This is a genomic window from Neobacillus novalis NBRC 102450, assembly GCF_001591805.1.
GTDB lineage: Bacteria > Bacillota > Bacilli > Bacillales > Cytobacillaceae > Neobacillus > Neobacillus novalis.
Map to the genome: position 1 here is coordinate 44,319 of NZ_BCVP01000022.1, position 24,572 is coordinate 68,890.

The window sequence follows — 24,572 nt, forward strand, 5'->3', positions numbered from 1 at the left end:
TTTTGAAAGGGGATGATAAGATGGATATTATTTCTGCAGCTATTCCAATGTTATTAAAAGGACTTCAAGTTACTCTATATATTTTTGTAATAGCTATTATTCTTGGTTTTTTAATTGGTTTAGTAATCGCATTATTAAGATTGGCTCCGAGTAAGATTTTAAACTGGATTGCAAAGGTTTATGTGGATGCGATTCGAGGTACGCCATTTATTGTACAATTGTTTTTTATCTATTTCGGCGTGAATTCTTTACACTTGGTGTCCTTAAACAACACAACAGCTGGGATTGTCACTGTTGCTATTAATGCGGGGGCATATTTTGCTGAGATTATCAGAGCGGGAATTCAATCGATTGATAAGGGACAAACAGAAGCGGCAAGATCGATTGGTTTTACGGGTGCACAAACGATGCGATATGTGGTGCTCCCACAGGCATTTAGAAGAATGCTTCCTACCATTACCAACCAGTCCATTATTAGTTTAAAAGATACTTCTCTATTATCCGTTATTGGGATAGCCGACTTAACACAGCAAGGGCAAATCCAAGCTTCGGCAACCTTCGAGGCTTTCAAAATTTGGCTGGCTGTAGGTGTTATTTACTTTATCATTATTTATTTATTAACCATCTTAGCGAATTTCATCGAAAGGAGGATTCAGCTTCGATGAGCATGATCAAAGTTAAAAATCTAAGAAAATCGTTTGGTAAGATAGAGGTTTTAAAGGATATCAATGCAGAGGTACAAGAACAAGAGGTAGTTTGTGTAATTGGTCCATCTGGTTCAGGAAAGAGTACGTTCCTTCGCTGCTTAAATCGCCTAGAGGAAATTTCAGGTGGCGAAGTAGTCATTAACGGACAAGATATCACAGACAATAAGATCAATATCAACAAAGTTAGACAAGAAGTGGGAATGGTTTTTCAGCAATTCAATCTATTCCCTCATAAAACCGTCTTAGAAAACATCACGATGGGACCCATTAAAATTCGCACTACCGACAAATCAGCTGCGGATAAATTAGCATTTGAGCTGCTTGATAAAGTAGGGTTAAGAGAAAAAGCTAATAGTTTTCCGGGCGAACTTTCCGGAGGGCAAAAACAACGTGTTGCCATCGCAAGGGCGCTGGCAATGAATCCTAAAATCATGCTTTTTGACGAGCCGACATCTGCACTTGACCCTGAAATGGTCGGAGATGTATTAGAAGTAATGAAACAGCTTGCTAAAGAAGGGATGACAATGGTGGTGGTTACCCATGAAATGGGCTTTGCACGTGAAGTGGGGGACCGGGTCATATTCATGGACGGCGGCTATATTGTGGAAGAAAATGAACCAAATGAGATGTTCAGTAACCCTCAGCATAAACGAACCAAGGAGTTCTTAAGTAAAGTCCTATAATCAAACATTTACCTTCTATTGAGTTGGAAAATATACGGAGTACAAGGTGCCAGGCACTATTTTTCCTAATTGGGCTGGAAAGCAGAACGGAATTTAGCTGATTCCTGGAAATGGCTTCAAGATCAATAGTATTAATAGAACGCCCTTATCTACTACTGTAGGCAAGGGCGTTTTTTTAGTGTTTTTAGCATAAAATAAAACTGTAGCAATTCTTTTCATTTACAATTTGTCGATTTGGGGGTAATTCTATGAACAATTTTTTGAATTTTATGTTTTTAGCATTAATCACGGCTTCCATTATCAGAATTTTTTTTGCTCATTCTTCAGATCAAAAGCGAGAAGACATAATTATCACTAAACACGCATTATTCATCTGTTTCTTCTCCGATTTTATCCATTTTTTTCTTCAGTCAATCAGAATCTACACCTATTTCGGGACCTCGGAAGGAGCAACACTTCCAGTCCATAGGACATTCCATTCATTTAATAAACTTTTAAATTTAGGATGATCATTTGTCCCATCTGGTCCGACAAATAGAAACAGCCACTCCTGTTTTTTTGTGCTACTTCTTGGATGAGATCAAAATCAAGTTTTGGTTTTATTTCCCCAATAAACCCCAAAACAGTTCCATCAAAAATCACAGGAAGAAATCTCGGCGAATCATATACGTTTAAAAGGAACCACACCAAGTGGTATACAATTGATTTTAAAAAAGTGGAGAACTTAGCGGACCCGAGGTCATTCACTGCAACAATGAAAAAATGAACACCAATTACAAGCCAAGCATGCTTTATCATCGTGAACGCATGTGGGAAAGGATAGAAGAAGGTTTTGGATAGGGAAACCAAGAAAAAGATAAAATTTGAATCACCAATGCTGAAAACTGACCTTTTTCAGAGCTGGTGGTATATTTTCTCCTTATTTTATGTATAAAAAAGAATAGAAAATTAAACAGAATAGGTGAGAACATGAGTCAAATATCCGAATTTGTATCCAAGCATCATCATCAAAATATTGAGGAATTAAAAGAATTACTCCGCATTCCCAGCATAAGCTCCTTATCTGAGCATAAATAGGACATTCAAAAAGCAGCTTCCTGGATCGCCAATAAGTTAAAAACCATCGGAATGGAACATGTTGAAATCGTACAGACAATAGGTCATCATTTATGCGGACTGGCTTCATCAGGAAAACGCGCCGACTGTCTTAGTATACGGTCATTATGACGTACAGCCCGTTGACCCGATTGATTTATGGGAAACCCCTCCGTTTGAACCAGACATCCGAGATGAAAAGATTTTTGCCAGAGGGGCAACAGATGACAAAGGGCAGACGTTCTTACATATCAAGGCAGTGGAAACCTTGTTGGCATCCGATGGAAAGTTGCCGGTTAACGTAAAATTTTGCATCGAAGGAGAAGAAGAAATCGGAAGTCCTCATCTTCCGCAGTTTTTATCCTTAGCAGATATCGATAACCCCGACCACCGCGACCGAACAGAGGAAATTTTGGCTTGGGTTGCTAATAAATTCCCAAACTTGGAACCGCAAATTAAACGGAATATGACAAAATTTTCCAATCAAGGCACATATATCATCGGCTTTTCCACTACGAAGCATCATTTGAGCGTCACCCTAAGAAGTAGGCATTGCGCACTTTGTCGATAAAATTGCACAAGCTGGCTACCAAAGGCTTGTTTCGAATTCCGTGGAATAAGCCGGTAAATTACGAATTGCTTGAGAAAAAGATTGAATTTAATATTCATGATAACGCAGAATATACCAATTTTTGGAGGAAATAAAACATTACGCCTGATCAAAAAACGCTTGACACGAAAAAATGTCATGCGTTTTTTGCAACTTTATGCTGTGCCTGACCCCCCGATGCGGTAATGCCTTAATGTACAGGGGGTCAGGCACCAAGCTTCCGTGCTGTTATCATGTATTTGAAGGCGAAGTGCCAACCGCAGCCATTAGTCAGCGTGCACTAGCCGAATATGTTGGTGCCGTTAAACATGTACTTTATCGTGATGTGATGTACTCGTGAAAAATAAGTAAGAAAAAATATGGAACTGGAATGAACATAGATTCCATTGATTGGGATCTTTGTCATTTTCAAGCTTTGGAGTCATTCAACCGATGAACTAAAGCTTAAACGTGCAGGGGGAATGACCTCATTTTTTGAGGAATTGTTTGATGTGGTCTGGTCAGCCAAAGCAATTTGTTCGCTGTAAGTGCTTTACTTCGAGGAAAAAAAGCAGTTATTGTCGGGAATGAAAATTAAATGAGTTCTGATTAATCTTTAACGTACAGACAAGAGAAAATTATCCAAATTCCTCTGAATTTAATATCCTTTGCCGATTACCAATAACAAAAAAGGAAATTGAGCACTGTGTAGAGAAATTTGTATCTGTACTATCATCTAATGTTATTAATGACTATTTTTTTCCCTTTGATAGTCATTTGTGACTAAATAGGTACCCAATAATAACTAGCGGACTGGAGTGACAAATTTGGCAACGGAACGTATCGATGATATTTTATTAAAAGAAATTATCACGCACTCCTTTGATGAGATTTTTATTACAGATTGTGAGGGAAATGTGTTAGAGGTAAGCCCCTCCTGCTATGAATTATATGGAGTGGACCCCGATCAATTAATTGGGGGAAATGTGGTGGTTCTTGAAAAGAAAGGCTTTTTGAATCCATCTGTGACAGCCCTTGTTCTTAAATCACAGCAGCCTATTACCATAATCCAAGAGACGAAGGCTAGAAAGAAGGTTTTGGTTTCTGCCTATCCCATTTTTGAAAATGGAAAATTGGTTCGAACATTAAGTTTTTCTAGGGATATTACAGAATTTGAAAAACTAAAGGAAAGAAATGAACAAGTTGCTGATACACTTGCAATCTATAAAAAGGAAATAGAAAACATTAAAAGGTTAGAATCCTTCCTCTACGAAAATCCTAAAATGACAGAAATCATAAGTGTAGTGTCAAAGGTTGCCAATCTCAATGTGACAGTTCTAATCGAAGGTAAATCCGGGGTGGGTAAAAGCAGAATTGCCCATTTACTTCATAAGCAATCTGTAAGAGCTATTGAACCTTTTATTGAGGTGAATTGTGGTGCAATTCCTGAAACATTATTTGAGTCTGAACTTTTTGGATATGAAGAGGGCGCATTTACGGGTGCAAAACGAGGAGGGAAAAAGGGGTATTTTGAATTAGCCGGCTCGGGAACAATTTTTCTAGATGAAATTGGTGAAATTCCTCTTAACTTACAAGTAAAGCTTTTATCCGTTCTTCAAAACCGAAGGATAACCAGAATCGGCGGGAGCAATGTGATTGATATCAATTGCCGGATTGTTTGTGCTACCAATCAAAGTCTTAGAAGGCTCGTTGAGGATAGAAAGTTTCGGGAGGATCTTTATTACAGAATTGATGTGGTTAAACTGGTGATTCCAACACTTAGGGAAAGAATAGATGAGATTCCTACTCTGATTCACGATTTCGTGGAAGTATTTAATAAAAAATATCATTTAACCAAGGAATTTTCCCCAGAAATGATTGATTGGCTCTGTCATAAGGAATGGCCCGGGAACGTAAGGGAATTGCAAAATTACATCGAGAAAACCATGGTAACCTCAAATGAGGATATCATACACTTCACTCCTCCCCATCAAGTTCCTCGAGGAATGAATGAAGAACCTTCCTTAACGGCTTATATGGAATCAATCGAAAAGGAATACATCAAGCGCAAGTATAAAAAGTATCCAAACAGCATTGCTCTAGCAAAAGCATTACAAATTAGTCAATCATCAGCAAACAGAAAAATTCAAAAATATATTAAAAACCTTGTTAGTCACTTTTGACTAAATTTATCTTTATAAAGACTGATTCTAATCCTTTTTTCAGTTTGGCATAGTACTTGCATCAGAAAAGTGTAGACAAACTTTTAGGAGGTATTTATGGCTAAGAAATATGAACCGATTAATTCACAAGATTCACCCCGATTTTGTGGTGTGAAAACATTTATGAGGTTACCGCATGTTGTAACAGAAGATGATATTGATTTTGCCATCCTTGGTGTGCCTTTTGATACGGGTGGCAGTTTTGCAGTCGGAACCAGATTTGGTCCGGAATCAGTTCGCTCCATGTCCTCACTTCTTAGACCCTATAATCCTGATTTAGAGATTGATATTTTCAAATTTTGTTCAGGGGTTGATTATGGTGACCTTGCTGTTAACCCCGGTTACATTGAAGATTCTTACCAAATGATTGAGTCCCAATTAGAACCATTGCTCAGTAAAGATGTGGTGCCAATCTTAATTGGCGGTGATCATTCTGTGTCACTTCCTCATTTACGGGCGATGGCCAACCGCTATGGAAAAGTGAGTCTTGTCCATTTTGATTCCCATGGGGATACATGGGATTCTTACTTCGGGAAAAAATATTCTCATGGCACTATGTTCCGCCGGGCGGTTGAAGAGAATATCGTTGATCCATCTCAATCCATTCAAATTGGAATGAGAGGAAGCTTATACGCCCCAGATGATATCAAGGATGCTGAAGAACTTGGATATCAGGTCATAACCACTCAAACCTTGAAAACGATGACAGCTAGTGAATTAGGTGAAATTGTTAGGCGGCGAGTTGGGAACAATCCAACTTTTGTTACATTTGATGTAGATTTCCTTGATCCTGTATTTGCCCCAGGAACAGGGACACCTGAGATTGGCGGTTTTAGTACATTTGAGGCCCAGCAATTTGTCAGGCAGTTAAAGGGAGTAAATATCAAAGGATTTGATGTTGTCGAGGTTCTTCCAGATCGCGATCCAGCAAGAGTCACCAGCCTGGCTGCCGCCAATATTTGTTATGAATTTATTTCCATTGTCGCTTGGAATAAAAGAGAGGACCTAAAATCAGTTTATTCGGAAACTGCTAAAAATGGAGAACCGCGGTAATGAATGAAATCGCTTACAATTTCTTTTTTAAAAGTATTGGGGAATTTTGAATAAAAGGAAGGGGAATGTAGATTGACATCTCTCGATTTAATTATTGTCCTTTTCTATTTTGCTATGCTAATAGGGGTCGGGGTTTATAGTTCAAAAAAGATCGGAAATGAAAGCGATTATTTAGTGGCGGGGAGAAGGCTTGGGTATGGTTTGTATGTGCCTGCAATGACCGCTGTTGTTTTAGGAGGGGCATCAACGTTTGGAAGCACCAAATTAGGATATCAATATGGTATATCCGGCTTATGGCTAGTTGGAATGATTGGCTTAGGTATTTTAGGCATGGGGATATTTTTCACTAAAAAGCTTAGTAAACTTTCCATCTTCAGCGTGAGCGAACTACTTGGAAACAGATTTGGAAATAGCAGCCGTTATATAAGTGGATTGGTCATGGCTGTTTATGACATCATGGTAGCTGTTACCGCTGTTGTCGCAATAGGTGTTATGTTTTCTGCCTTATTTGGCTGGAGTAGTGCAACAGCAATCTTAGTGGGCGGTCTTATCGTAGTTTTTTATACTATGTTAGGAGGAATGTGGGCTGTAACGTTAACTGACGTGATTCAGTTTTGGATTATGTTTATTGGTTTAATAGGTATCTTAATTCCAGTGGGAATCTATCATGCTGGCGGGACATCAGGACTTGTGAATCAAGTTAGCCCAGAATTTCTAAGTCTGACGAATATCGGTGGCAAAGCTATTTTTGCATATTTCCTCTTATTTTTCTTTGGTATGATGATTGGCCAAGATATATGGCAGCGGGCGTTTACTGCCAAAGATGAAAAAATTCTTAGAAAAGGAACCATTTATGCAGGAGTTCTTTGTATTATTTATGGAATTGCTGGCGCAGTAATTGGAATGGTAGCGAGTGTAGTCGTTCCTGGTCTTGCTGATCCGCAACAAGCCCTTCCACAACTGGTCATAAAAATCCTTCCAACAGGCTTAATTGGAATTTTAGTTGCCGCTGTATCTTCTGCTGTTATGTCCACAGCATCTGGTACCATCATGGCTTCGTCAACTATTATCGTAAATGACTTTATCCTATTTAAAAGTACAAAAAATCGAACAGAAAAAGAGAAAATAAAATTAACCCGGATTGTTACATTGATTGTTGGATGTATTGCCATTTTAATTTCCCTTGTTCTTCAAGATATTATTGTGGCACTAGATGTTGCTTATGCCATCCTTTCTGGCAGTATATTTATCCCGGTAATTGCTGCCTTGTTTTGGAAAAGGGTTTCAGCTAAGGTTGCCCTTTCATCAATGGTTATTAGTGCAATCGTAGTCATTGCCGATTTAATAATAGAAGGAGTCTCATCCCTAAACGCCATTATCTGGGGCGTAGTTGCCTGCGCTATAGTGATGGGAATTGGTACTTTAGTTCAAAATAAAAATACTCCAGTTGTTGAAGAAGTGAATAAGAATATTTAATGTAATTAGTGGGGCACCATCTAGCCTGCATGGATGATGCCTTTAATATTGGATTTAGTAGGATTGGAATGGGAAATTGTCGTCTTAAGGCACTTGAAGAAAGGATGTTGGAAACTATTTCCTGAGGAAATGTGAAATATTCCCTCTCTGAGGCCCATCTGGAATATATTGTGGGAAATAACAAGTTTTATCAGCCTTGATTTTGAAAAGTGGAACTCCCGAACGGCGGCAGCCATTGAGAAGCTGAAGCAAATGCACAATCCCAAGTGGCTCTTTACCATTATCAATGATTGCGTAAGAGATCCAAGCCAAGTATCTTTTTGGAATCAATTTATTAAAGAAATTGAGGATCGATTACATGAGATTCAAACTCTGGAGAAGGAAATCATTGAACATAAGATTGTCCTGACAACGAATAAGATTCTTCCTGAGATAAAGGATGATCTACTTGTTTTGAAAGAAAAGTTAGCTGCTAATCCCAAGATAGGTTGGATGTATAAAAACATTACAGGAAGAAAGCTGAAATATCTGCTTGAAGAAATAAAGGTAGATAACTATCCGATTCGAAAATTGGAGGATGTCATTCTTGTTTTAAAACACATGGAATTACTGACCATGAAGCAAAAACTTTCAATTAAATGGAACCGTGTCTTGGATGAAATTAACGGCGTCAAAATGGAAGAAACTCAAAAAAGATTTGTTTTCATCTTAACGGAAAATTGCAAGCAAATCCTTAATGCAGTGAACTGGATGAACCATTCTGAAAAGAAGTTTAAAGACTTATTGGCTGTTATTGGAATGCCTGGAGAACCCCGATTTCATGATGAGCAGTGGCTGAAGGAACTTAATGATGGTCTGCAAACCTTACAGTATAAAAAAGTTTGGCAGGAAGCCCATGAATTTTTTGAAAAAATGCAAGCCGCTTTGATTGCAGGAACGAATCAACAACTTTCACATCTATTATGGAATAAACTATTAGCCTCACTACGGAAACGCCAGAAGACATCCTGGGATAGCTGCTTAGCTGAAGTCGCCAGATTGGAAGATTTGGAAGGTGATTATCAACAATTTTTAGAATTAAAAGCCCTTCTAAATGATGCTGCTCCAAACTGGACGTTAGAGTTACAAGAAACCGGTGGGGATGGGAAGCCATTGATTCCACCCACAGACCTAAATAATGCCTGGTTATGGCGTCAAGTCGATGCGTGGATCAAGGAATTACAGTTGAAACCACAAATTGAAACCTTGGAAGAACAAAGAAAAATGGCCAAACTTAAAGAACAGCAAGTCATTAAGGAATTAATTGCAGAATCTACCTGGAAAGAACAATTAACTCGGACAACACGTTCACAAAAAATGAGTCTATTCGCATGGATGAAGGCTGTTCAGCGAATTGGGAAAGCTACTGGAAAATATACTAGCACCTTCCGTAAAGAGGCCAGTAAAGAAATGAAGGTGGCAAGAGGCGCTATTCCTGTTTGGATTATGCCGATTCAGCGAGTGATTGAGAATTTCGATTTAACGGAAGATTTGTTTGATGTGGTTATTATTGATGAAAGCAGCCAAAGCAATTTGTTTGCGCTAAGTGCTTTGTTACGCGGAAAAAAAGCAGTTATTGTCGGAGATGAAAATCAAATTAGTCCTGAGAATGCTTTTACAGAAATAAGCAATATCCATGAATTAATTAATCGATATCTTTATGATATCCCGAATAAAATGCAATTTGATATCAGAACCAGTTTATACGACACTGCCAATCGGGTATTTGATTCTAAAATTGTCTTAAAAGAGCATTTTCGATGCGTTCCGGAGATTATTAAATTTAGCAATGAGCTCATGTATGGAGGAATGATTGACCCGTTACGTCTACCGTTGGCAAAGGATTTGTTTTCTCCACCTGTGAAGGCAATAAAAGTGGAGAATGGTTATCGATTGGAAAATACCACGAAAGTAATTAACATACCGGAGGCGGAAGCCCTTGTGGATTATATTTTGCAATGTACTAAGGATCCTAAATATCATGACAAGTCATTTGGCGTGATTTCATTACTAGGGAGTGATCAACAAAAGGTAATCGAGGGCCTAATCCACGGAAAACTCGATGAGGAAGAAATCATAAACAGAAGGTTAGTTGTTGGCGATGCGTACGCATTTCAAGGCGACGAGCGCGATGTGCTTTTCCTCTCCTTAGTTATTGCGAATAATAGGGGATTCACATCACTTGGGAAGAGGGATGCACTGCAAAGATTTAATGTTGCAGCAAGCCGTGCCAGAGATCAAATGATCTTGTTCCACTCCGTTGAGGCAAGCGATTTAAATCCAAATGATGTTCGATATCAGCTATTACAGCATTGTCTTTCCCTTGGTAAGGCACATGAAGAAATAATTGAGAATGAAAAAAAATTTGTGTCTGATCTAGAAAGGGACATTTACTATCATATTACTGCAAAGGGATATCGTGTTGTTCCGCAAGTAAAGGTTGGCTCTTTAGGTAAAGCCATTGATTTAGTGGTGGAAGGAGAGCGGACACGATTAGCCATCGAATGTGAAGGTGACGTCGAATGGCAAGGCCATGAAAATTGGCGAGAGGAAATTGAGCGGCAGCGTGTACTTGAAAGGGTTGGCTGGACATTCTTTCGTATCCGTGGCAGTGTATATTATTCCAACCCTGAAAAAACAATGGAACAGCTCTGGATTAAGCTAGAAGCAATGGGAATCAGCCCAATTAATCAACAAAAGGCAGCACCCGAAGAAATTCCATCACGAGTTGGAAAAAAGGAAATCAATCTGAAGAAGGCAAAAAGAGTGCCATTACAAGAGAAATCGTCAGCAATCAACCCAACTTCAAAGGGAAATAGTGTGATCAACTTTGATACTAATAGGAAAAAAACTAGTTCAGAACAAATTGCGCTTATCTCTCAAGAAATAAAAGGGTTTCATGAACAAATGGATTTAATTGACTTGATTGAAGAAACCCCTGACAGTCTATATAGTTATCTAACCTCAAATAACTATGAAGTTATTGACAATCGACCTAAGGGCGGGAGTCTTTGGTTAGTAGGCGGGGCAGAACTAAGACCACTAATTAATGAACTTAGACAAAAGGGGATTACTTTTCAATTTACAGCGAAAGGGAGTCGTGCAACAAAATATAAAACAGGTTGGTTTACAAATAATAATGGATAGTAATATTGGCTTTCTATCAGTTGGTAGAAAGTCTTATTTTTTTAAAAAAACCTCAAGGGGATCACTCTGTTTAATTAGGATCATCAAAGCTCGTGTAACAAACTATTAACTAAACAAGACCTTAAGGTTAGTTTGGAATAGCCTTAGGGATAACCTTGTAACTATGTCGGTTTAAGTTATTAATTAAAAAATTGCTTTCTAAATTCCTTTGGGGTTAATCCATAATTTTTCTGAAACATTTTAGTGAAGTATTTGGGGTCATTATAGCCAACTTTCTGACTAATTTCGTAGAATTTTAAGTTAGGTTTTTTTAGTAATTGACATGCTTTTTCCATTCTTATACGAGTAAGAAAATTTAAAAATGATTCACCAGTGGTCGATTTAAAGATCTGCCCAAAGTAATGCTCAGTAAGATGGACACGCTTAGATACATCTTTTAATGTTATTGGGTTCATATAATTGGCATTTATGAAGGATTTGCCACTTAGCACTAATCTTTCATGGTAGGTAGCCGACTTTTCATCAGTTTGCGATAAAACAGGTAGCGACATTTCTGATTCTTTCAGAATTTTATCGATAACGCCAAAAAGCTCATTTGTATCTAAAGGTTTTAAGATGTAACCTTTTGCATTATATTTTAGAGCATTATGGGCATAAGCGAATTCTTCATACCCACTCATAATTATTACCTGAATCTGGGGTGATTGTTCGTAGATATGTTTAGTTAATTCTATTCCGTCCATATGCGGCATTCGAATATCAGTAAGGATAATGTCTATTTTTTCGTTTTCCATCCAATACAATGCTTCATTACCGTTCTCCGCAGTTCCGATAACATCAATATTTCGTTCATTCCATTCATCCATTGACATTAAACTACTGGAAATTAACCAATCATCATCAACAATTAGCATTTTTTTCATTGTCATCACACACCTCTTTTGGGATTTTAATGGTGACAGTTGTGCCTTTGTTTATTTTGCTGTCTATACTAATACCAAATGTTTCTCCGTAATGTGATAGAATCCTAGTTTGAACATTGTATAACCCAACTTTTTTCCTATACTTAGATAAATCCTCCGATTTATTTTTCAAACGATCCCGAATTTGTTCGAGTTCCTCCGGATTTATTCCTTTCCCATTATCCTCAACGGTAAAGACTATGAATTCATCTACAAGTTTCCCTTCAATATTTACCTGTCCAGCAGTCCTTAGAGGGTCAATTCCATGTATTATAGCATTCTCGACAATTGGTTGGAGGATTAACTTTACTGTTAGGCAATCCTTAACTCCATCATCAAGTAAAATTGAATATTCAAGTGGATCTCTCATTCTGACTTTTTGGATTTCTAAATAACTTTCTATGTACATAACCTCTTGATTAATTGGGATTTTTTCCTCAAAAGAGCTGATGCTTAATCGTAATAATCGGCCTAATAATACGATTAAATTGCTGATTTCATATTCCTTTTTTATACGTGCCAATGAGTTAATTGATTCAAGTGTATTGTATAGGAAATGTGGATTAATTTGGAGCTGTAGTGCCGTAATTTCCGCCGCTTTTTTTAACTTCTCCTCTTTGGATACAGATTTAATTAATTTATTTATCTGCACTATCATTTCATTAAAACCTCGTCCAAGTTCGCCAATTTCATCCTTGGATTTAAAATTGAATTTTTGGTCGAGGTTACCATTCTTTACATTTATCATTACTTGCTGCAATTTCTTTATCGGACGGGATATTCTGTGTGAAATAACCATTGCTGCTAATATACAAACTATTACACTAGTAATGGTAATTAACCATGCAATTAATTTTATCTCATTAACGGGCTTATAAAACTCATCCACTTCAAAATATTCTGCTACATACCACTTGGTCTTTGCATTATATTGTTTAAATAGCAGGTATTTCATATTAGCATTTGTATAAATTGTCGTGCCGGTCTTTTGATTTTGAACAGAATCAAACGAAATATGCGATGACCTGTCTGGTGATAATACAAAACTATGAGCGTTATAAATAAATGTTCCAGAAGAGTGGGCGGAATCAAGTTCATTATTTAATATGTTTTGGAGTAATTCGGGTTTAAAATCGATAACAATATATCCGTAGCTCCTAAGTTTTTTATCCCAAACCTTTTGAACATAGGAATAGACCTTTTGACCTTTATCCATGTTTGAATACTCCCTTGTATGGAGATTTGTAATGAGCGGATTCAGGTTATTTTTCTTAATCTCTTTTAACCATGAAAGCTTATTAAAGTTATCTTTTGTAAAATTCATATTAAGAGAATAACCGTAATTGTAAACGAATCCATTATTGCTAATAATGGTAATTCCAACTGTTTCTGGGCGGATAGTCTGGATGCTTTCCATTAGCACATCAAGTTTTAAATAAAACTGGGGGTGTAAAGTGGGATCTTGATTGGCTAGAAATTGAGAAAAAACACTGCTGCTCTTCATCCCAGATTGCATTCTTTCTAGATCAAACAAAAAAGTATTAAGTGCTTTCATTTTCTGACTTAAAATGTAATTTGCGTGATATTCTAATTTATCAAAAAGATTTTGGGAATATTTAGCATATGTAATCCATCCGACGAATGTCAGTGGAATAACTGAAATGAGTACAAATGAAAGCAGGAGTTTAAAGAAGATTGAGTTTGCGAATCTCATTAATTTGCTTTTCCCCCTTTTTTTAAAAATTTTGATACAAGCTTTTCTTGTAATCCACGAATTGTCACCTTTTTCCTACCATTTATCCCGTTGTTATATAATTTATAATATTTATAATTATCAGTAAGCAATGAATTATTATTTTAAGAATATCGAAGGGAGGATAAAAAGTAAATTACTTTTTATTAGAACTAGTGGTTTCCTACTTAAAGTTTTTTTGAGGAAAATGAACAAGGAGGGTCATGAGGTGAGAAATTATCGTCGTTATTTTGCATTAGCACTAACATTAGTAATGGTGTTAGCAATGATTGTCGGTTGTCAGTCCCCAACAGCTAGTTCCAACGAAAAGGAAGCAAGTAAAAAGGATGGAAGCAAAAGTGAGAGTGCAAAAAGTGAGAAAGATAAAACACTTGATCTTTACATTCCGAATTATTTTAACGATGTAGAAAAACAACAATGGGCAAAGGTTGTCGAAAAATTTAAAGAACTAAATCCTGGTGTCAATGTAAATGCAGCAAATGGTGATGTCCAAGTAGAATCAGGAAAGTTACCAACTCTTTTACAATCAGGCGTCGAGCCCCCTGATGCAATTCTAATGAATGCGGGTCCCGGAAGAGTTTCTGTATTATCTGATGTTAAATTAATACAACCATTAAATAAATTGTACGAGGAAAATAATTGGAAAGATCAATTGCGTCCATTTGCCTATGACCTAATCTCCGGCGAGGAAAACATCTATGAATTACCACATATGCTTGATGCGATTGGACTTTTCTATAATAAAGATATTTATGAACAAAATGGAATTGAGGTTCCAACTACAAAAGATGAATTTTTGAAAGCGCTTCAGAAGTTAAAGGATGCTGGTGTCTCACCAATTACCGTAGGTGCTCGAAATGGATATGCTATCGGATGGTTATTTGGTGTCATGTTAGAGTCTATTGCAGGTACTGAAAAGGTTGAGGAACTTATCTATGGAAACGGTAAATGGAATGATCCTGAGGTGGTAAAAGTAGCTGAAATGATGGCGGATTGGGTAAAAAAGGGATATATTACCAAAGAGTCTGTAACCCAAACGCAAGCCGATTCGAAGTTTAGGTTTTTAAGTAAAAAAGCTGCAATGGAGGCGGAGGGAACCTATTTAATTACCGACATTGTAGATCAGAAATTACAAACTAGCGTAAATTCTTTTATGATGCCTTCCTTTATTGAAGGTAAGACAGCCAAACCAGTTGGAGGTATTGGTTTGACATGGGTAATTCCAACCAAAGCAAAAGATGTGGATTTAGCTGCGAAATGGTTTAACTTTATCATTTCAAAAGATTATAGCGATATTGTTTTAAATTTACCAGATTACAATTTTGTGCCTGCCTCAAAAGCATCGGTTGGTATGGTGCCAGTAGGTGAAGTATTAAAATCGTCTATGAAAAATATTGAGAATGGATCTGGTTACAATCCTAGTGTTTTTATTGGGGTAGAAGCGAAGGAAGCCTACTATCAAAACTTACAAGGTTTAGTGGGTGGTTTAGCAACACCTATGGATGCGATGAATAATATTGAAGCCGCCGCTGAGAAAGACCGTGCTGCAGGATTTAAATTAAACAAGAAATAAGAAAAGATGAGGCTTAAATTATTTGAAGTATGAAAATGATTTAAGCCTCTCATTGTAAAGGAGGGGTATTGCATTGAACGTATACGATTCTACATCCTCTTTAGAGATTGAACAAAAGAAAAGCCTTTCAATAATAAAGGGAAGAAACAAAATAAAGTTTAAAAAAATGATTACAATTATTTCCTTTTTGTTACCAGCGCTAATTTTGTATTCAATCTTTATGCTCTATCCTATGATAGATGCGGTTCGTTTTAGCTTTTTTGATTGGGACGGTGCAGCCACTTCAATGAATTTTGTAGGGATTGATAATTATGTCAAGTTGACGGATGATAAGATTTTTTTAAAAGCGCTTGGACACAATTTGTTATGGGTGGTTTTAAGTTTAATTTTAATGGTCATACCGACTCTAATATTAGCAGTATTAATTAGTCGTGTGAAAAAAGGCAAAACTTTTTTTCGAGCAGGTTTCTACCTCCCAAGTGTTCTTTCATTAGCCGTTGTTGGTGTGTTGTGGTCTAAAATTTATGACCCGATGATGGGACCAATCAATGTATTTTTAAAATCAATCGGATTAGAAAATCTAGCAAAAAATTGGTTGGGAGAACCTTACTTTGTTATCCCAGCATTAGTAATCGCGAGTACATGGGCCTTTTATGGTCTCTATATGATTTTATTCTTAGCGGGTCTGCAAAATGTTAATTCTGAGCTATATGAGGCAGCCGATTTGGATGGAGCAGGTCCCATCAGGAAATTCTGGAGTATAACCATCCCTAGTTTACGAAATACATTAAATGTGGTTATTAGTATGGTTATTATTAATGCTCTGAAGGGATTTGCATTGATTTGGATCATGACACAAGGTGGGCCATTCTATATGAGTGAGCTTGTTTCCACATATGTCTACAAGGCCGCCTTTAGTATGAATAAGGTAAGCTATGCAACGGCTGGAAGCGTCGTCCTTGGAATAATCGTCATCGTTTTTACGATTGGCTTTAATTATTACCGTGAAAGGAGTGAAAATTAGTGGAATCTCTCGTAAAGAGGTGGAAATCATCACAATTTACACTCTGGGTGGTCTTACTACTCCTTCTCCTCCTTATAACAGCACCGATCTTTTATGCGATGTTAGCAAGTTTTAAAACAAATATGGAGATTTTTAACTCGCCTTTTTCGCTACCAAAGTCATGGAATTTTGATAACTATATAAACGCATGGAATCTAGGAAACTTTAAGCAGTACTTCTTAAATAGTGCTTTTATCACGGTTGGTGGAATGATCATTGTTGCCCTTGTGGCCTGTCCTGCAGGATATGCGTTTGCGCAATTGTCATTTAAAGGAAGCAATCTCTTATTTTACTTGATATTGTTAGGGATGTCATTACCAGTCCAGGCGATTATCATCCCAATCTTCTTTCAATTAAAAACAATGGGCTTAGTTAATACACTCACTGGTGTAACTTTAGTTTCATCGGGTTTGGCGCTGCCATTTTCAATATTCCTTATGAGAAATACATTTAAAGATATTCCAAAAGAGCTGCGGGAATCAGCTGCTATCGATGGTGCTGGGGAATGGAGAACGTTTTGGTCTGTAATTCTTCCACTGGCGAAACCAGGTGTAGTAGCCCTACTGATCTTCACATTTATGAACATCTGGAATGACTTTTTACTTCCATTAGTTTTATTAATCAACCAAGAAAAGTTTACTATTTCACTAGGTTTATATTCCTTTCAGGGGGAACAGACGACAAATTTTGGTTTAATTTTTGGCGGTACCGTTATCAGTATGATTCCGAGTATTATCATTTATATCATTTTTCAAAGGTCATTCGTAGAAGGGATGACAGGAGGGGCTAATAAGTAAGTTCATTCTTACTTGGAATAAAAGCAAAAAGGCTTTTCTTAAAATAACAAACGATTGGAGAGATTTGAATGGCAACAATTACAGATTTAAATACGGGAAAGCATGTATTACCAATGGATTGGGGGGCAATTCAGTGGCTCTGTGGGGAAGAAATCGATCCCGAGTGCGAAATGACATTCGGCATGGTTTATATTAAAGCAGGTGAATCCAATTCTCGACATGTTCATCCAAATTGCGAAGAATTGATCTTTGTCTTATCGGGTGAGTGTGATCACACACTTGGTGATGAAACGTACCAACTTAAGCCGGGAATGATGTTGCGAATTCCGCGTAATGTTCCACATAATGCAACGGTTACTAGCTGGGAACCTTGTAGAATGATCATTGCCTATTCAGCGCCAGACAGGAAGACAATTGGGGAATAATCGATTTTTTTAAAAATATAACAATGAAAAGGGGAGAAACTATGGAACCTGTAAAATTCAATTATGAATATTCAAGGAAAATAAGAGTAGGGTTTATTGGCTGTGGCGCACACGCATTTAGGAACGTTTATCCTACTTTTGATTATGCTCCAGTAGATTTAGTCGCTGTTTGTGACTTAAACCAGGAACGTGCTGATATTTATAAAAAAAGATTTGGTGCAGAAAAAGCATATACAGATTATAAGGAGATGCTAAAAAGGGAGGATTTGGATGCTGTATTTGTGGTTTTAAATTTTGATAGAAACGGCCATCCATTATACCCGAAGATCGTTCCAGATATCCTAAAGGCTGGGATACCTGCCTGGATTGAAAAGCCAGTAGCCTACACAGCAAAGGAAGCGGAAGACTTAGTAGAATTGGAAGAAAAGACGGGGCAATTCGTACTTGTTTCCAATAAGCGCTATTTTTACCCATCGTTTGAAAAGGCTAAATTGATTCTTGAAAGTGACCCTTTTGGGAAACCTGTATCCGTTTCAGGAAGGTACCCACTTACATTGTCACCATTCCAGGAAGAATTGGGAAAAAGAACTAATTTACACTGGTTTTTAGATATTTGTCATCCTATGTCTGGTATTCATTACCTTATGGGTGAGGTAAAGGAGATGTGCTTTATTGAACACCAACCAAGTGGTAATGTGCAAACTCTTCTCTCATTTAAATCAGGTGCAGTCGGGAATCTGGAATTACCTTCTACCCAAGCGGATACAAGTCCATTTGAAAGATACGAGATTATTGGCAATAAACAGAATGTGTTGATTGATAACGGCATGAGATTGTCTTATTATAAGGGATCAAAGGGGAGCGGGGAATATGGGAAGGCCCCATCGTATATTGGTGATGACCCTACTGATGGGCCTGTGCATTGGGAGCCAGAATTCTCATTAGGGCAAATTTATAATAAAAATCTTTTTCTTCAAGGTATGGTTCAGAGTGTAAATCACTTCTCTAATGCTGTCTTAAATGGCAGAAAAATTGAACGTGCTACTTTAAAAGATTCCTTACATTTAACAAAAATCTTTGAGGCTTACAAAAATAATCGTTCTGGTAAATGGATCACAATTGAATAATCCTTGGGGAGGAATGAATAAATGAAAATGAGCATTTTCACAGATATGTTAGGTTGTGAATCATTCGAAGAGGCGCTTCATCATACTAAAGCACTTGGATTTGAAAGCATTGATTTAAGAGGGAAATTAAACGGGTCTACAATTGATAATATTACATCAGAGCAAGCTAGATACTTAAGTTTACTAGTCCAAGAGAACAACCTGAAAGTGAGCAGTTTAAGTTCTTGGGCAGTAAATTCATGTACATTCTCCGGAGAACCATCCTATAGAAATGACGATGAGAGCCATCATAGAAACATGAGTACCGTCTTGGATCGTTTATTTGATTTAGCGGATATATTCTCCACTCCCTATATTAGAATCTATTCATTATATCGACAAGAGGATTTCAATTTATTACCAGATGATGAAAAGGAAAAACAATATAAAAATAATGCTGAAATTATGTTAAGGCATGCAGAACATGCGCGAGAAAGAGGGAAAATTTTATTGGTTGAAAACGAACCACCTACTTTAACGAGCAATTGTGAAGAATTGGGGATTCTCGTAAAATATACGAATCATCCTAATTTAAAAATCAATTGGGATATAGTTAATGGTTGGCGAGCGGGAGAATATCCCACTTTGGAAAAGTATGAAAACATTAAAGGCTCTGTATACCAAACGCATCTTAAAGGAGCTTCCCGTTTATCGAACTCCATCACAAAGGTTAATCCATATGGAATGTTTGGGAACTTTGCTATTGCCGGAAAAGATGACTTTGATCACGAACCATTAATGAAGGCGCTTGCTGATCACGACCCACAAGCAATTTTAACGATTGATACTCATTATCCGTCCTTTTACCAACAAGATAAACTTGGTGAAGTGGAAGTTGTTCGTCAAACAAAGGAGTTTTTCGAAAGTATTGTGAAAAAGGAGGGAGCTCATGAGTAAAAAAATTGTCTTAGTTGGTTCGCTGGACACCAAGGAAAAAGAGTTCTTGTATGTGAAAGAGATAATCGAAGAATCAGGAGTTGAAACACTTTTAATCAATACTGGTGTTTATGAATCATCCTCCTTTGGTGACATTTTTAATGAAGAAGTTGCAAAAGCAGGCGGATCAACGGTCGATGAATTAAGGCAAAAAAATGACCGTGGTTATGCTGTTGCAGTTATGACAAATGGTGTAGCCTCAATAGTAAAGAAATTGGTAGATGATGTTCAAGTAGCAGGTGTGTTTGGAATGGGAGGAACTGCTGGTACAACGGTTGGAGCGGCAGCCATGAGAAGCGTTCCGGTTGGTATTCCCAAACTGATTGTTTCCACTGTTGCTTCAGGCAATACTCGTCCCTATGTTGGCGAAAAAGATATTATGATGATGTATTCAATTGTTGATATTGCGGGGATTAACAGTTTATCTGCTCGAATTCTTCGGAATGCAGCAAACGCCCTTAGTGGGATGGTGAAAGGGAATTCCGTCGCAATAGTTGATGATGGAAAGCCGATGATTGGGGCAACGATGTTTGGAGTAACGACACCATGTGTAAATCGAACTAGAGAAATATTGGAAAAGAACGGATTTGATGTTCTAGTCTTCCATGCCACAGGCGCAGGCGGGGATGCGATGGAAAATTTAATTAATGATGGCTTTATTCAAGGGGTTGTTGATATTACCACAACTGAGCTGGCAGATGGACTTGTCGGTGGTATTTTTTCATCTGGAAAAAATCGTTTAGAAGTTGCAGGGGCGAAGGGAATTCCTCAAGTTGTTTCTGTTGGTGCGTTGGATATGGTGAATTTCGGCCCTCCTGAAACAGTACCGGAAAAATTTAAAGACCGGAAATTTTATCAACATAATCCTACAACCACCTTGATGAGGACAACGGTAGAGGAGAACTTTATATTAGGTGGAACGTTAGCACGAAAGTTAAATAAAAGTGCTTCACCAACTGTCCTTGTTTTCCCGAAAGGCGGGGTGTCATTATTAGATAAATCTGGTCAGCCATTTGAAGGGATTGAAGAACGGCAAGCCTTATATAATGGTATTAAAGAGAATTTGAAACCTCATATTACATTATTAGAAGTTGAAGAAGATATTAATAATCCTAGTGTTGCAAGTCTAATAGCTTATCAATTATTAGAATTACTAAGTACTAAAATAGGTGGTGTAGAGAATGCGACTTTCTAGAGAGGAAGTATTATCACGATTAAATAAACAAATTGAGAACAAAAAGGTGATTATTGGCGGAGGTGCTGGCACCGGGTTATCAGCTAAAAGCGCTGAAATGGGTGGAATTGATCTTATTATTATATATAATTCAGGTCGATACCGAATGGCTGGACGAGGTTCATTGGCCGGGCTAATGCCGTATGGTGATGCAAATCAAATTGTCGTAGAAATGGGTAACGAGGTCTTACCTGTCGTTAAAGATACTCCCGTATTAGCTGGTGTTTGCGGAACGGATCCATTTAGAGACATGGATTACTTCTTAAAACAACTAAAGGAATTAGGTTTTTCCGGAGTACAAAACTTTCCAACGGTCGGATTATGTGATGGTCAATTCCGTCAAAACTTAGAGGAAACTGGAATGGGCTATGATCTTGAAGTGGAAATGATTAAAAAAGCACACGATATTGGCTTAGTTACTTCCCCGTATGTCTTCAATGAAGGGGATGCAATAAAAATGGCAAAGGCTGGGGCTGATATACTAGTTGCTCATGTTGGCTTAACAACTAAAGGAGCTATTGGTGCGAAAACCGCAATAGATATTGATGGGGCTGTCGATTTAGTCCAACGAATACACGATGCGGGTAAGAGCATTAATCCCGACATTATCGTATTATGTCATGGAGGGCCAATTTCCGAACCTGAAGATGCGGAGTATGTTTTAAATAGAACAAACGGGGTCTCAGGATTTTTTGGAGCATCAAGCATTGAACGATTACCAACGGAATTAGCTATTTCAGGGCAAGTTAAGAAATTTAAGGACATTAATGCAAATAAAATATATTCATAAAAATAATTAGGTTTTTTCTTGGATATATTAAATCCATCGAATTTTGGGTTAGTTCTTATAATTTATAAAAAGATGTTTTTGGCCACTACATTTAAATTTAATGTAGTGGTTTTTTGATGCTTCTATAATAGTTGTCGGTGTCCTATTGATTTCTGAACTAATAGAATCGGTTATAGGACATTAAGTAGGCGCCATTCCTGGTTGGATTATGCCGATTCAGCGAGTGATTGAGAATTTCGATTTAACGGAAGACTTGTTTGATGTAATGAGCTTTTATCTTTGTTGTAAAAAACAAAAATGAACAATCCGAATTAAATATGATTTCGATAACACAAGTAGGATTTAAACATATTGGAAATCAAGAATTCAGGTGTTATTCGCAAAACATAATTGTAAATAGAAAAACAACTCTAAAGGAGGGGTCAATGGCAATTGGGGGGAAAGGCTGATTAGGAAATTGAAGAATATCATGAAAGACCTACATTAATGACAAAAACATATTTGAAATATCCTTTTCCATATGTTTAATATGAATAACTAGTGTTAAAATTAGGTAATATTTCATTATTTATTTTTCTTACGAAGGGTGAGAGAAGTATGAAAAAGATTCAACAAAAAGTTTTAGCATTCCGTGATGAACGAGGCTGGAAAAAATATCATAATGAAAAGGATTTGGCCATTTCAATTTCCCTCGAGGCAAATGAATTACTTGAGAATTTTCAGTGGCGAACTAGTGAAACAGCAATCGCAGAATCCAAACAAAATATAAAGGAAGAAATGGCTGATATATTAATATATCTTGTACAACTTGCAGATAAGATGCAGGTCAATCTTGAAGAGGAAGTCTCAAAGAAGCTGGTTAAAAATGCTGAAGCATATCCAGTGAACAGAAGTGAGGAAAAGGCAGAATGATTATATATAATGAGACCTCATCAAATTTTTTAAATCATATTTATGAAAATAAAATAGGGTACGTCCTTAAGAAGAACGTCCTAACAAAAATGAACAAAGTAGTTTCTGGCAGTGAATTAAGGTCTTGGGAAAACTCGCTTCCTCAAATGGCAAAGGTTTTAAGGGATGCAGATTTAAAAGAGGATACACATGTTTTATTAGAATATAAGCTGCCCTCGTCTGAAAAAAGAATTGACTTCCTCGTGGCAGGCCAGGATGAAAAGGGTAAACAAAATGCTGTAATCATTGAGCTGAAACAGTGGCAAAAAGCAAAAGTGTCTGAAGGAGATGGTATTGTCCGGACTTTTTTAGGAGGAAGAGAACGTGAAACAGTTCACCCTGCCTATCAAGCATTTTCTTATAAAAGATATTTGCAGAATTTCAATGAGTCTCTATACAGTGATTCAACATCTATTCAGCTTCACTCTTGTGCTTATTTACATAATTATATTATGGCTAGTTATGCCGAGCCGCTACTTGATAAGCGCTACAGCAGTTATTTACAAGAATCTCCCGTGTATTTCCAATTCAATGATCGGGATTTAGCAAAGAATATCCGTCAGTTGGTTTCAAAAGGAAATGGGAAGAAAATCGCAGATACGATTGAAAATGGAAAAATTCGACCCTCAAAAAAATTGGTCGAAACTGTCGGATCTCTGATTGAGGGCAATGAAGAGTTTGTGCTACTGGATGAACAGAAGGTAGCATATGAAAAAGTAGTAAGTAAATATAAACAATTCAAGGCACAGACTGACCAAAAACATGTCATTATTATAAAGGGTGGACCTGGTACAGGAAAATCGGTCATCGGATTAAATTTAATGAGCCACATGCTAAAATCGAAGGCATACGTGGAGTACATAACACCGAATCAGGCATTTAGGGAAGTCCTTCGTAAAAAATTAATTGGTTCTTCAGGTCATGTGGAGGTAAGAGATTTATTTAAAGGGTCTGCTTCTTATGTACATGCACCTGAAAATTACTTTGATGTCCTTATATGTGACGAAGCACATCGATTAAAAGAACAAGGACATATGAAAAAGAAGATTGAAGGGGAAAACCAGGTAACCCAAATCATTAGATCATCACGAATAAGCGTGTTTTTTGTTGATGACTTTCAGAAAATCTCTAAAAAAGATATCGGAAGTGTTAAAGAGGTTGAAAAAGAAGCTGCTAGATTTGGGGCAGATATACATACCGTTGAACTAGAATCACAATATCGCTGCTCAGGGTCAGGAAATTACATCTCATGGCTGGAAAGTATATTAAATAATGATGAAGAAACATTTGCTCTTGAAGGGGATTTTGACTTTAAAATTCTTTGTAGCCCCCAACAATTGAAGGAGGAAATTGTTGATAAACGCGGAGGCAGACTATTAGCCGGTTACGCGTGGGACTGGACGAAAAATATTGTAGATGGAAAGCTTGCCGATGATGTAGTCATCGAGGAGCATAACTTTGCATTGCCCTGGAATGACCCAAATAGAATTGACTGGGCAATTCATCCTGAATGTGCTGAACAAATCGGATGTATTCACACAGTGCAAGGCCTAGAGATGGATTATGTGGGTGTGATTATTGGTAAAGACTTGGGATATGATGAGGAAAATAAAACGCTTATTGTAAGAAGAGATGAGTTCAAAGACAAAGGTGCAAAACCAGCTAAGCCTAAAAAAGGACAGGATGATCCACTAGTAGAACTTGTTCGGAATACCTATAAAACATTAATGACTAGAGGGATGAAAGGTTGCTATATTTACTGTTGTGATAAAGGACTGGAAAGATATATCCGTGATCATATGTAGTTAGGGTATTATGACCAATAGAAAGAATAATCTTATTGTTCTTTAATCAATTTATTCCAATGCAAAATCAGGAAGTAAACACAAATTCTGGTACCTGACTCCCTGT

At 37.2% G+C, this 24,572-nt stretch carries 20 protein-coding genes and 3 pseudogenes; 20 read left to right on the forward strand and 3 right to left on the reverse strand.

Translation table 11 applies throughout. The features are described 5' to 3' along the window. Positions 1-20 precede the first annotated feature (20 nt). A complete protein-coding gene (locus BANVL01_RS16495) occupies positions 21-665 on the forward strand; it encodes an amino acid ABC transporter permease (protein ID WP_066088142.1) in 645 nt (214 codons plus the stop codon). Further along, the gene (locus BANVL01_RS16500) at positions 662-1,390 is read left to right on the forward strand and encodes an amino acid ABC transporter ATP-binding protein (protein ID WP_066088135.1); all 729 of its coding nucleotides are present in this window, start codon (positions 662-664) and stop codon (positions 1,388-1,390) included. Before BANVL01_RS16495 ends, BANVL01_RS16500 begins: the two co-directional genes overlap by 4 nt. A 433-nt stretch (positions 1,391-1,823) precedes the next feature. Here the strand turns inward: BANVL01_RS16500 and BANVL01_RS28780 are convergent. Next, positions 1,824-2,023: pseudogene (locus BANVL01_RS28780) on the reverse strand (teichuronic acid biosynthesis protein TuaH); the annotation flags it as partial. A gap of 336 nt (positions 2,024-2,359) precedes the next feature. Between BANVL01_RS28780 and BANVL01_RS27995 the strand changes: the two are divergent. The 8 genes and pseudogenes from BANVL01_RS27995 to BANVL01_RS28055 all read left to right on the forward strand — a co-directional run. Beyond that, positions 2,360-2,846 (forward strand): annotated as a pseudogene (locus tag BANVL01_RS27995) (M20/M25/M40 family metallo-hydrolase); the annotation flags it as partial. 12 nt (positions 2,847-2,858) lie between these two features. After that, a pseudogene (locus BANVL01_RS28305) lies at positions 2,859-3,190 on the forward strand (iron chaperone). Positions 3,191-3,288: 98 nt separating this feature from the next. After that, a complete protein-coding gene (locus tag BANVL01_RS27350; protein WP_174524280.1) occupies positions 3,289-3,435 on the forward strand; it encodes a hypothetical protein in 147 nt (48 codons plus the stop codon). Between the two features lie 46 nt (positions 3,436-3,481). Continuing rightward, positions 3,482-3,622, forward strand: coding sequence for a hypothetical protein (locus BANVL01_RS27835; protein WP_156487445.1), 141 nt, complete (start codon positions 3,482-3,484; stop codon positions 3,620-3,622). A gap of 279 nt (positions 3,623-3,901) precedes the next feature. Beyond that, complete coding sequence (locus tag BANVL01_RS16520; protein WP_066088127.1) at positions 3,902-5,257, forward strand: sigma-54 interaction domain-containing protein; 1,356 nt, start codon at positions 3,902-3,904, stop codon at positions 5,255-5,257. 96 nt (positions 5,258-5,353) lie between these two features. Continuing rightward, positions 5,354-6,349 carry an agmatinase gene (speB, locus tag BANVL01_RS16525; protein WP_066088125.1) on the forward strand — a complete coding sequence of 332 codons (996 nt, stop codon included), beginning with the start codon at positions 5,354-5,356 and terminating at the stop codon, positions 6,347-6,349. A gap of 72 nt (positions 6,350-6,421) precedes the next feature. After that, positions 6,422-7,825, forward strand: coding sequence for a sodium:solute symporter family protein (locus BANVL01_RS16530; protein WP_066088122.1), 1,404 nt, complete (start codon positions 6,422-6,424; stop codon positions 7,823-7,825). Between the two features lie 168 nt (positions 7,826-7,993). Continuing rightward, entirely contained in the window at positions 7,994-11,011 is a 3,018-nt protein-coding gene (locus BANVL01_RS28055) for a PDDEXK-like endonuclease domain-containing protein (RefSeq protein WP_066088119.1), read from the forward strand. Positions 11,012-11,190: 179 nt separating this feature from the next. On the opposite strand, the gene BANVL01_RS16540 is transcribed toward BANVL01_RS28055, so the two are convergent. Together BANVL01_RS16540 and BANVL01_RS16545 are read right to left on the reverse strand one after the other, a co-directional pair. Beyond that, positions 11,191-11,934 carry a response regulator transcription factor gene (locus tag BANVL01_RS16540; RefSeq protein WP_066096606.1) on the reverse strand — a complete coding sequence of 248 codons (744 nt, stop codon included), beginning with the start codon at positions 11,932-11,934 and terminating at the stop codon, positions 11,191-11,193. Then, entirely contained in the window at positions 11,912-13,528 is a 1,617-nt protein-coding gene (locus BANVL01_RS16545) for a sensor histidine kinase (RefSeq protein ID WP_169803192.1), read from the reverse strand. The genes BANVL01_RS16540 and BANVL01_RS16545 overlap by 23 nt, the downstream gene beginning before the upstream one ends. Before the next feature lie 406 nt (positions 13,529-13,934). On the opposite strand from BANVL01_RS16545, the gene BANVL01_RS16550 reads away from it, so the two are divergent. The 10 genes from BANVL01_RS16550 to BANVL01_RS16595 all read left to right on the forward strand — a co-directional run bounded on the left by BANVL01_RS16550 (position 13,935) and on the right by BANVL01_RS16595 (position 24,466). Then, positions 13,935-15,299 carry an ABC transporter substrate-binding protein gene (locus BANVL01_RS16550; protein ID WP_066088114.1) on the forward strand — a complete coding sequence of 455 codons (1,365 nt, stop codon included), beginning with the start codon at positions 13,935-13,937 and terminating at the stop codon, positions 15,297-15,299. 73 nt (positions 15,300-15,372) lie between these two features. Then, positions 15,373-16,323, forward strand: coding sequence for a carbohydrate ABC transporter permease (locus BANVL01_RS16555; RefSeq protein ID WP_066147984.1), 951 nt, complete (start codon positions 15,373-15,375; stop codon positions 16,321-16,323). A gap of 47 nt (positions 16,324-16,370) precedes the next feature. Next, the gene (locus BANVL01_RS16560; RefSeq protein WP_169803193.1) at positions 16,371-17,159 is read left to right on the forward strand and encodes a carbohydrate ABC transporter permease; all 789 of its coding nucleotides are present in this window, start codon (positions 16,371-16,373) and stop codon (positions 17,157-17,159) included. Between the two features lie 68 nt (positions 17,160-17,227). Next, positions 17,228-17,584, forward strand: a complete 357-nt coding sequence (locus tag BANVL01_RS16565) for a cupin domain-containing protein (RefSeq protein ID WP_066088108.1) — start codon at positions 17,228-17,230, stop codon at positions 17,582-17,584. Between the two features lie 41 nt (positions 17,585-17,625). Continuing rightward, the gene (locus tag BANVL01_RS16570; protein ID WP_066088105.1) at positions 17,626-18,711 is read left to right on the forward strand and encodes a Gfo/Idh/MocA family protein; all 1,086 of its coding nucleotides are present in this window, start codon (positions 17,626-17,628) and stop codon (positions 18,709-18,711) included. Positions 18,712-18,732: 21 nt separating this feature from the next. Beyond that, positions 18,733-19,647: a sugar phosphate isomerase/epimerase family protein gene (locus tag BANVL01_RS16575; RefSeq protein ID WP_066088102.1), complete on the forward strand. Its 915-nt coding sequence runs from the start codon at positions 18,733-18,735 to the stop codon at positions 19,645-19,647. Continuing rightward, on the forward strand, positions 19,640-20,881 hold the full coding sequence (locus BANVL01_RS16580; RefSeq protein WP_066088098.1) for a Tm-1-like ATP-binding domain-containing protein: 1,242 nt from the start codon (positions 19,640-19,642) through the stop codon (positions 20,879-20,881). The genes BANVL01_RS16575 and BANVL01_RS16580 overlap by 8 nt, the downstream gene beginning before the upstream one ends. Beyond that, positions 20,868-21,710 (forward strand): phosphoenolpyruvate hydrolase family protein, encoded by an 843-nt coding sequence (locus BANVL01_RS16585; RefSeq protein WP_066088088.1) that lies wholly within the window; start codon positions 20,868-20,870, stop codon positions 21,708-21,710. The genes BANVL01_RS16580 and BANVL01_RS16585 overlap by 14 nt, the downstream gene beginning before the upstream one ends. A 597-nt stretch (positions 21,711-22,307) precedes the next feature. Further along, a complete protein-coding gene (locus tag BANVL01_RS16590) occupies positions 22,308-22,622 on the forward strand; it encodes a nucleotide pyrophosphohydrolase (protein ID WP_066088079.1) in 315 nt (104 codons plus the stop codon). Positions 22,623-22,711: 89 nt separating this feature from the next. Next, positions 22,712-24,466 (forward strand): DUF2075 domain-containing protein, encoded by a 1,755-nt coding sequence (locus BANVL01_RS16595; RefSeq protein WP_235845615.1) that lies wholly within the window; start codon positions 22,712-22,714, stop codon positions 24,464-24,466. Positions 24,467-24,572: the final 106 nt, after the last annotated feature.

Excerpts from the sequence above, each read along its gene's own strand:
- BANVL01_RS16585 (WP_066088088.1), top strand. The coding sequence starts at position 20,868 with ATGCGACTTTCTAGAGAGGAAGTATTATCACGATTAAATAAACAAATT.
- speB (WP_066088125.1), top strand. The coding sequence starts at position 5,354 with ATGGCTAAGAAATATGAACCGATTAATTCACAAGATTCACCCCGATTT.
- BANVL01_RS16580 (WP_066088098.1), top strand. The coding sequence starts at position 19,640 with ATGAGTAAAAAAATTGTCTTAGTTGGTTCGCTGGACACCAAGGAAAAA.
- BANVL01_RS27350 (WP_174524280.1), top strand. The coding sequence starts at position 3,289 with ATGTACAGGGGGTCAGGCACCAAGCTTCCGTGCTGTTATCATGTATTT.
- BANVL01_RS16590 (WP_066088079.1), top strand. The coding sequence starts at position 22,308 with ATGAAAAAGATTCAACAAAAAGTTTTAGCATTCCGTGATGAACGAGGC.
- BANVL01_RS16495 (WP_066088142.1), top strand. The coding sequence starts at position 21 with ATGGATATTATTTCTGCAGCTATTCCAATGTTATTAAAAGGACTTCAA.
- BANVL01_RS16575 (WP_066088102.1), top strand. The coding sequence starts at position 18,733 with ATGAAAATGAGCATTTTCACAGATATGTTAGGTTGTGAATCATTCGAA.
- BANVL01_RS16565 (WP_066088108.1), top strand. The coding sequence starts at position 17,228 with ATGGCAACAATTACAGATTTAAATACGGGAAAGCATGTATTACCAATG.
- BANVL01_RS16595 (WP_235845615.1), top strand. The coding sequence starts at position 22,712 with ATGAACAAAGTAGTTTCTGGCAGTGAATTAAGGTCTTGGGAAAACTCG.
- BANVL01_RS16500 (WP_066088135.1), top strand. The coding sequence starts at position 662 with ATGAGCATGATCAAAGTTAAAAATCTAAGAAAATCGTTTGGTAAGATA.
- BANVL01_RS16570 (WP_066088105.1), top strand. The coding sequence starts at position 17,626 with ATGGAACCTGTAAAATTCAATTATGAATATTCAAGGAAAATAAGAGTA.
- BANVL01_RS16545 (WP_169803192.1), bottom strand. The coding sequence starts at position 13,528 with ATGAAAGCACTTAATACTTTTTTGTTTGATCTAGAAAGAATGCAATCT.
- BANVL01_RS16540 (WP_066096606.1), bottom strand. The coding sequence starts at position 11,934 with ATGAAAAAAATGCTAATTGTTGATGATGATTGGTTAATTTCCAGTAGT.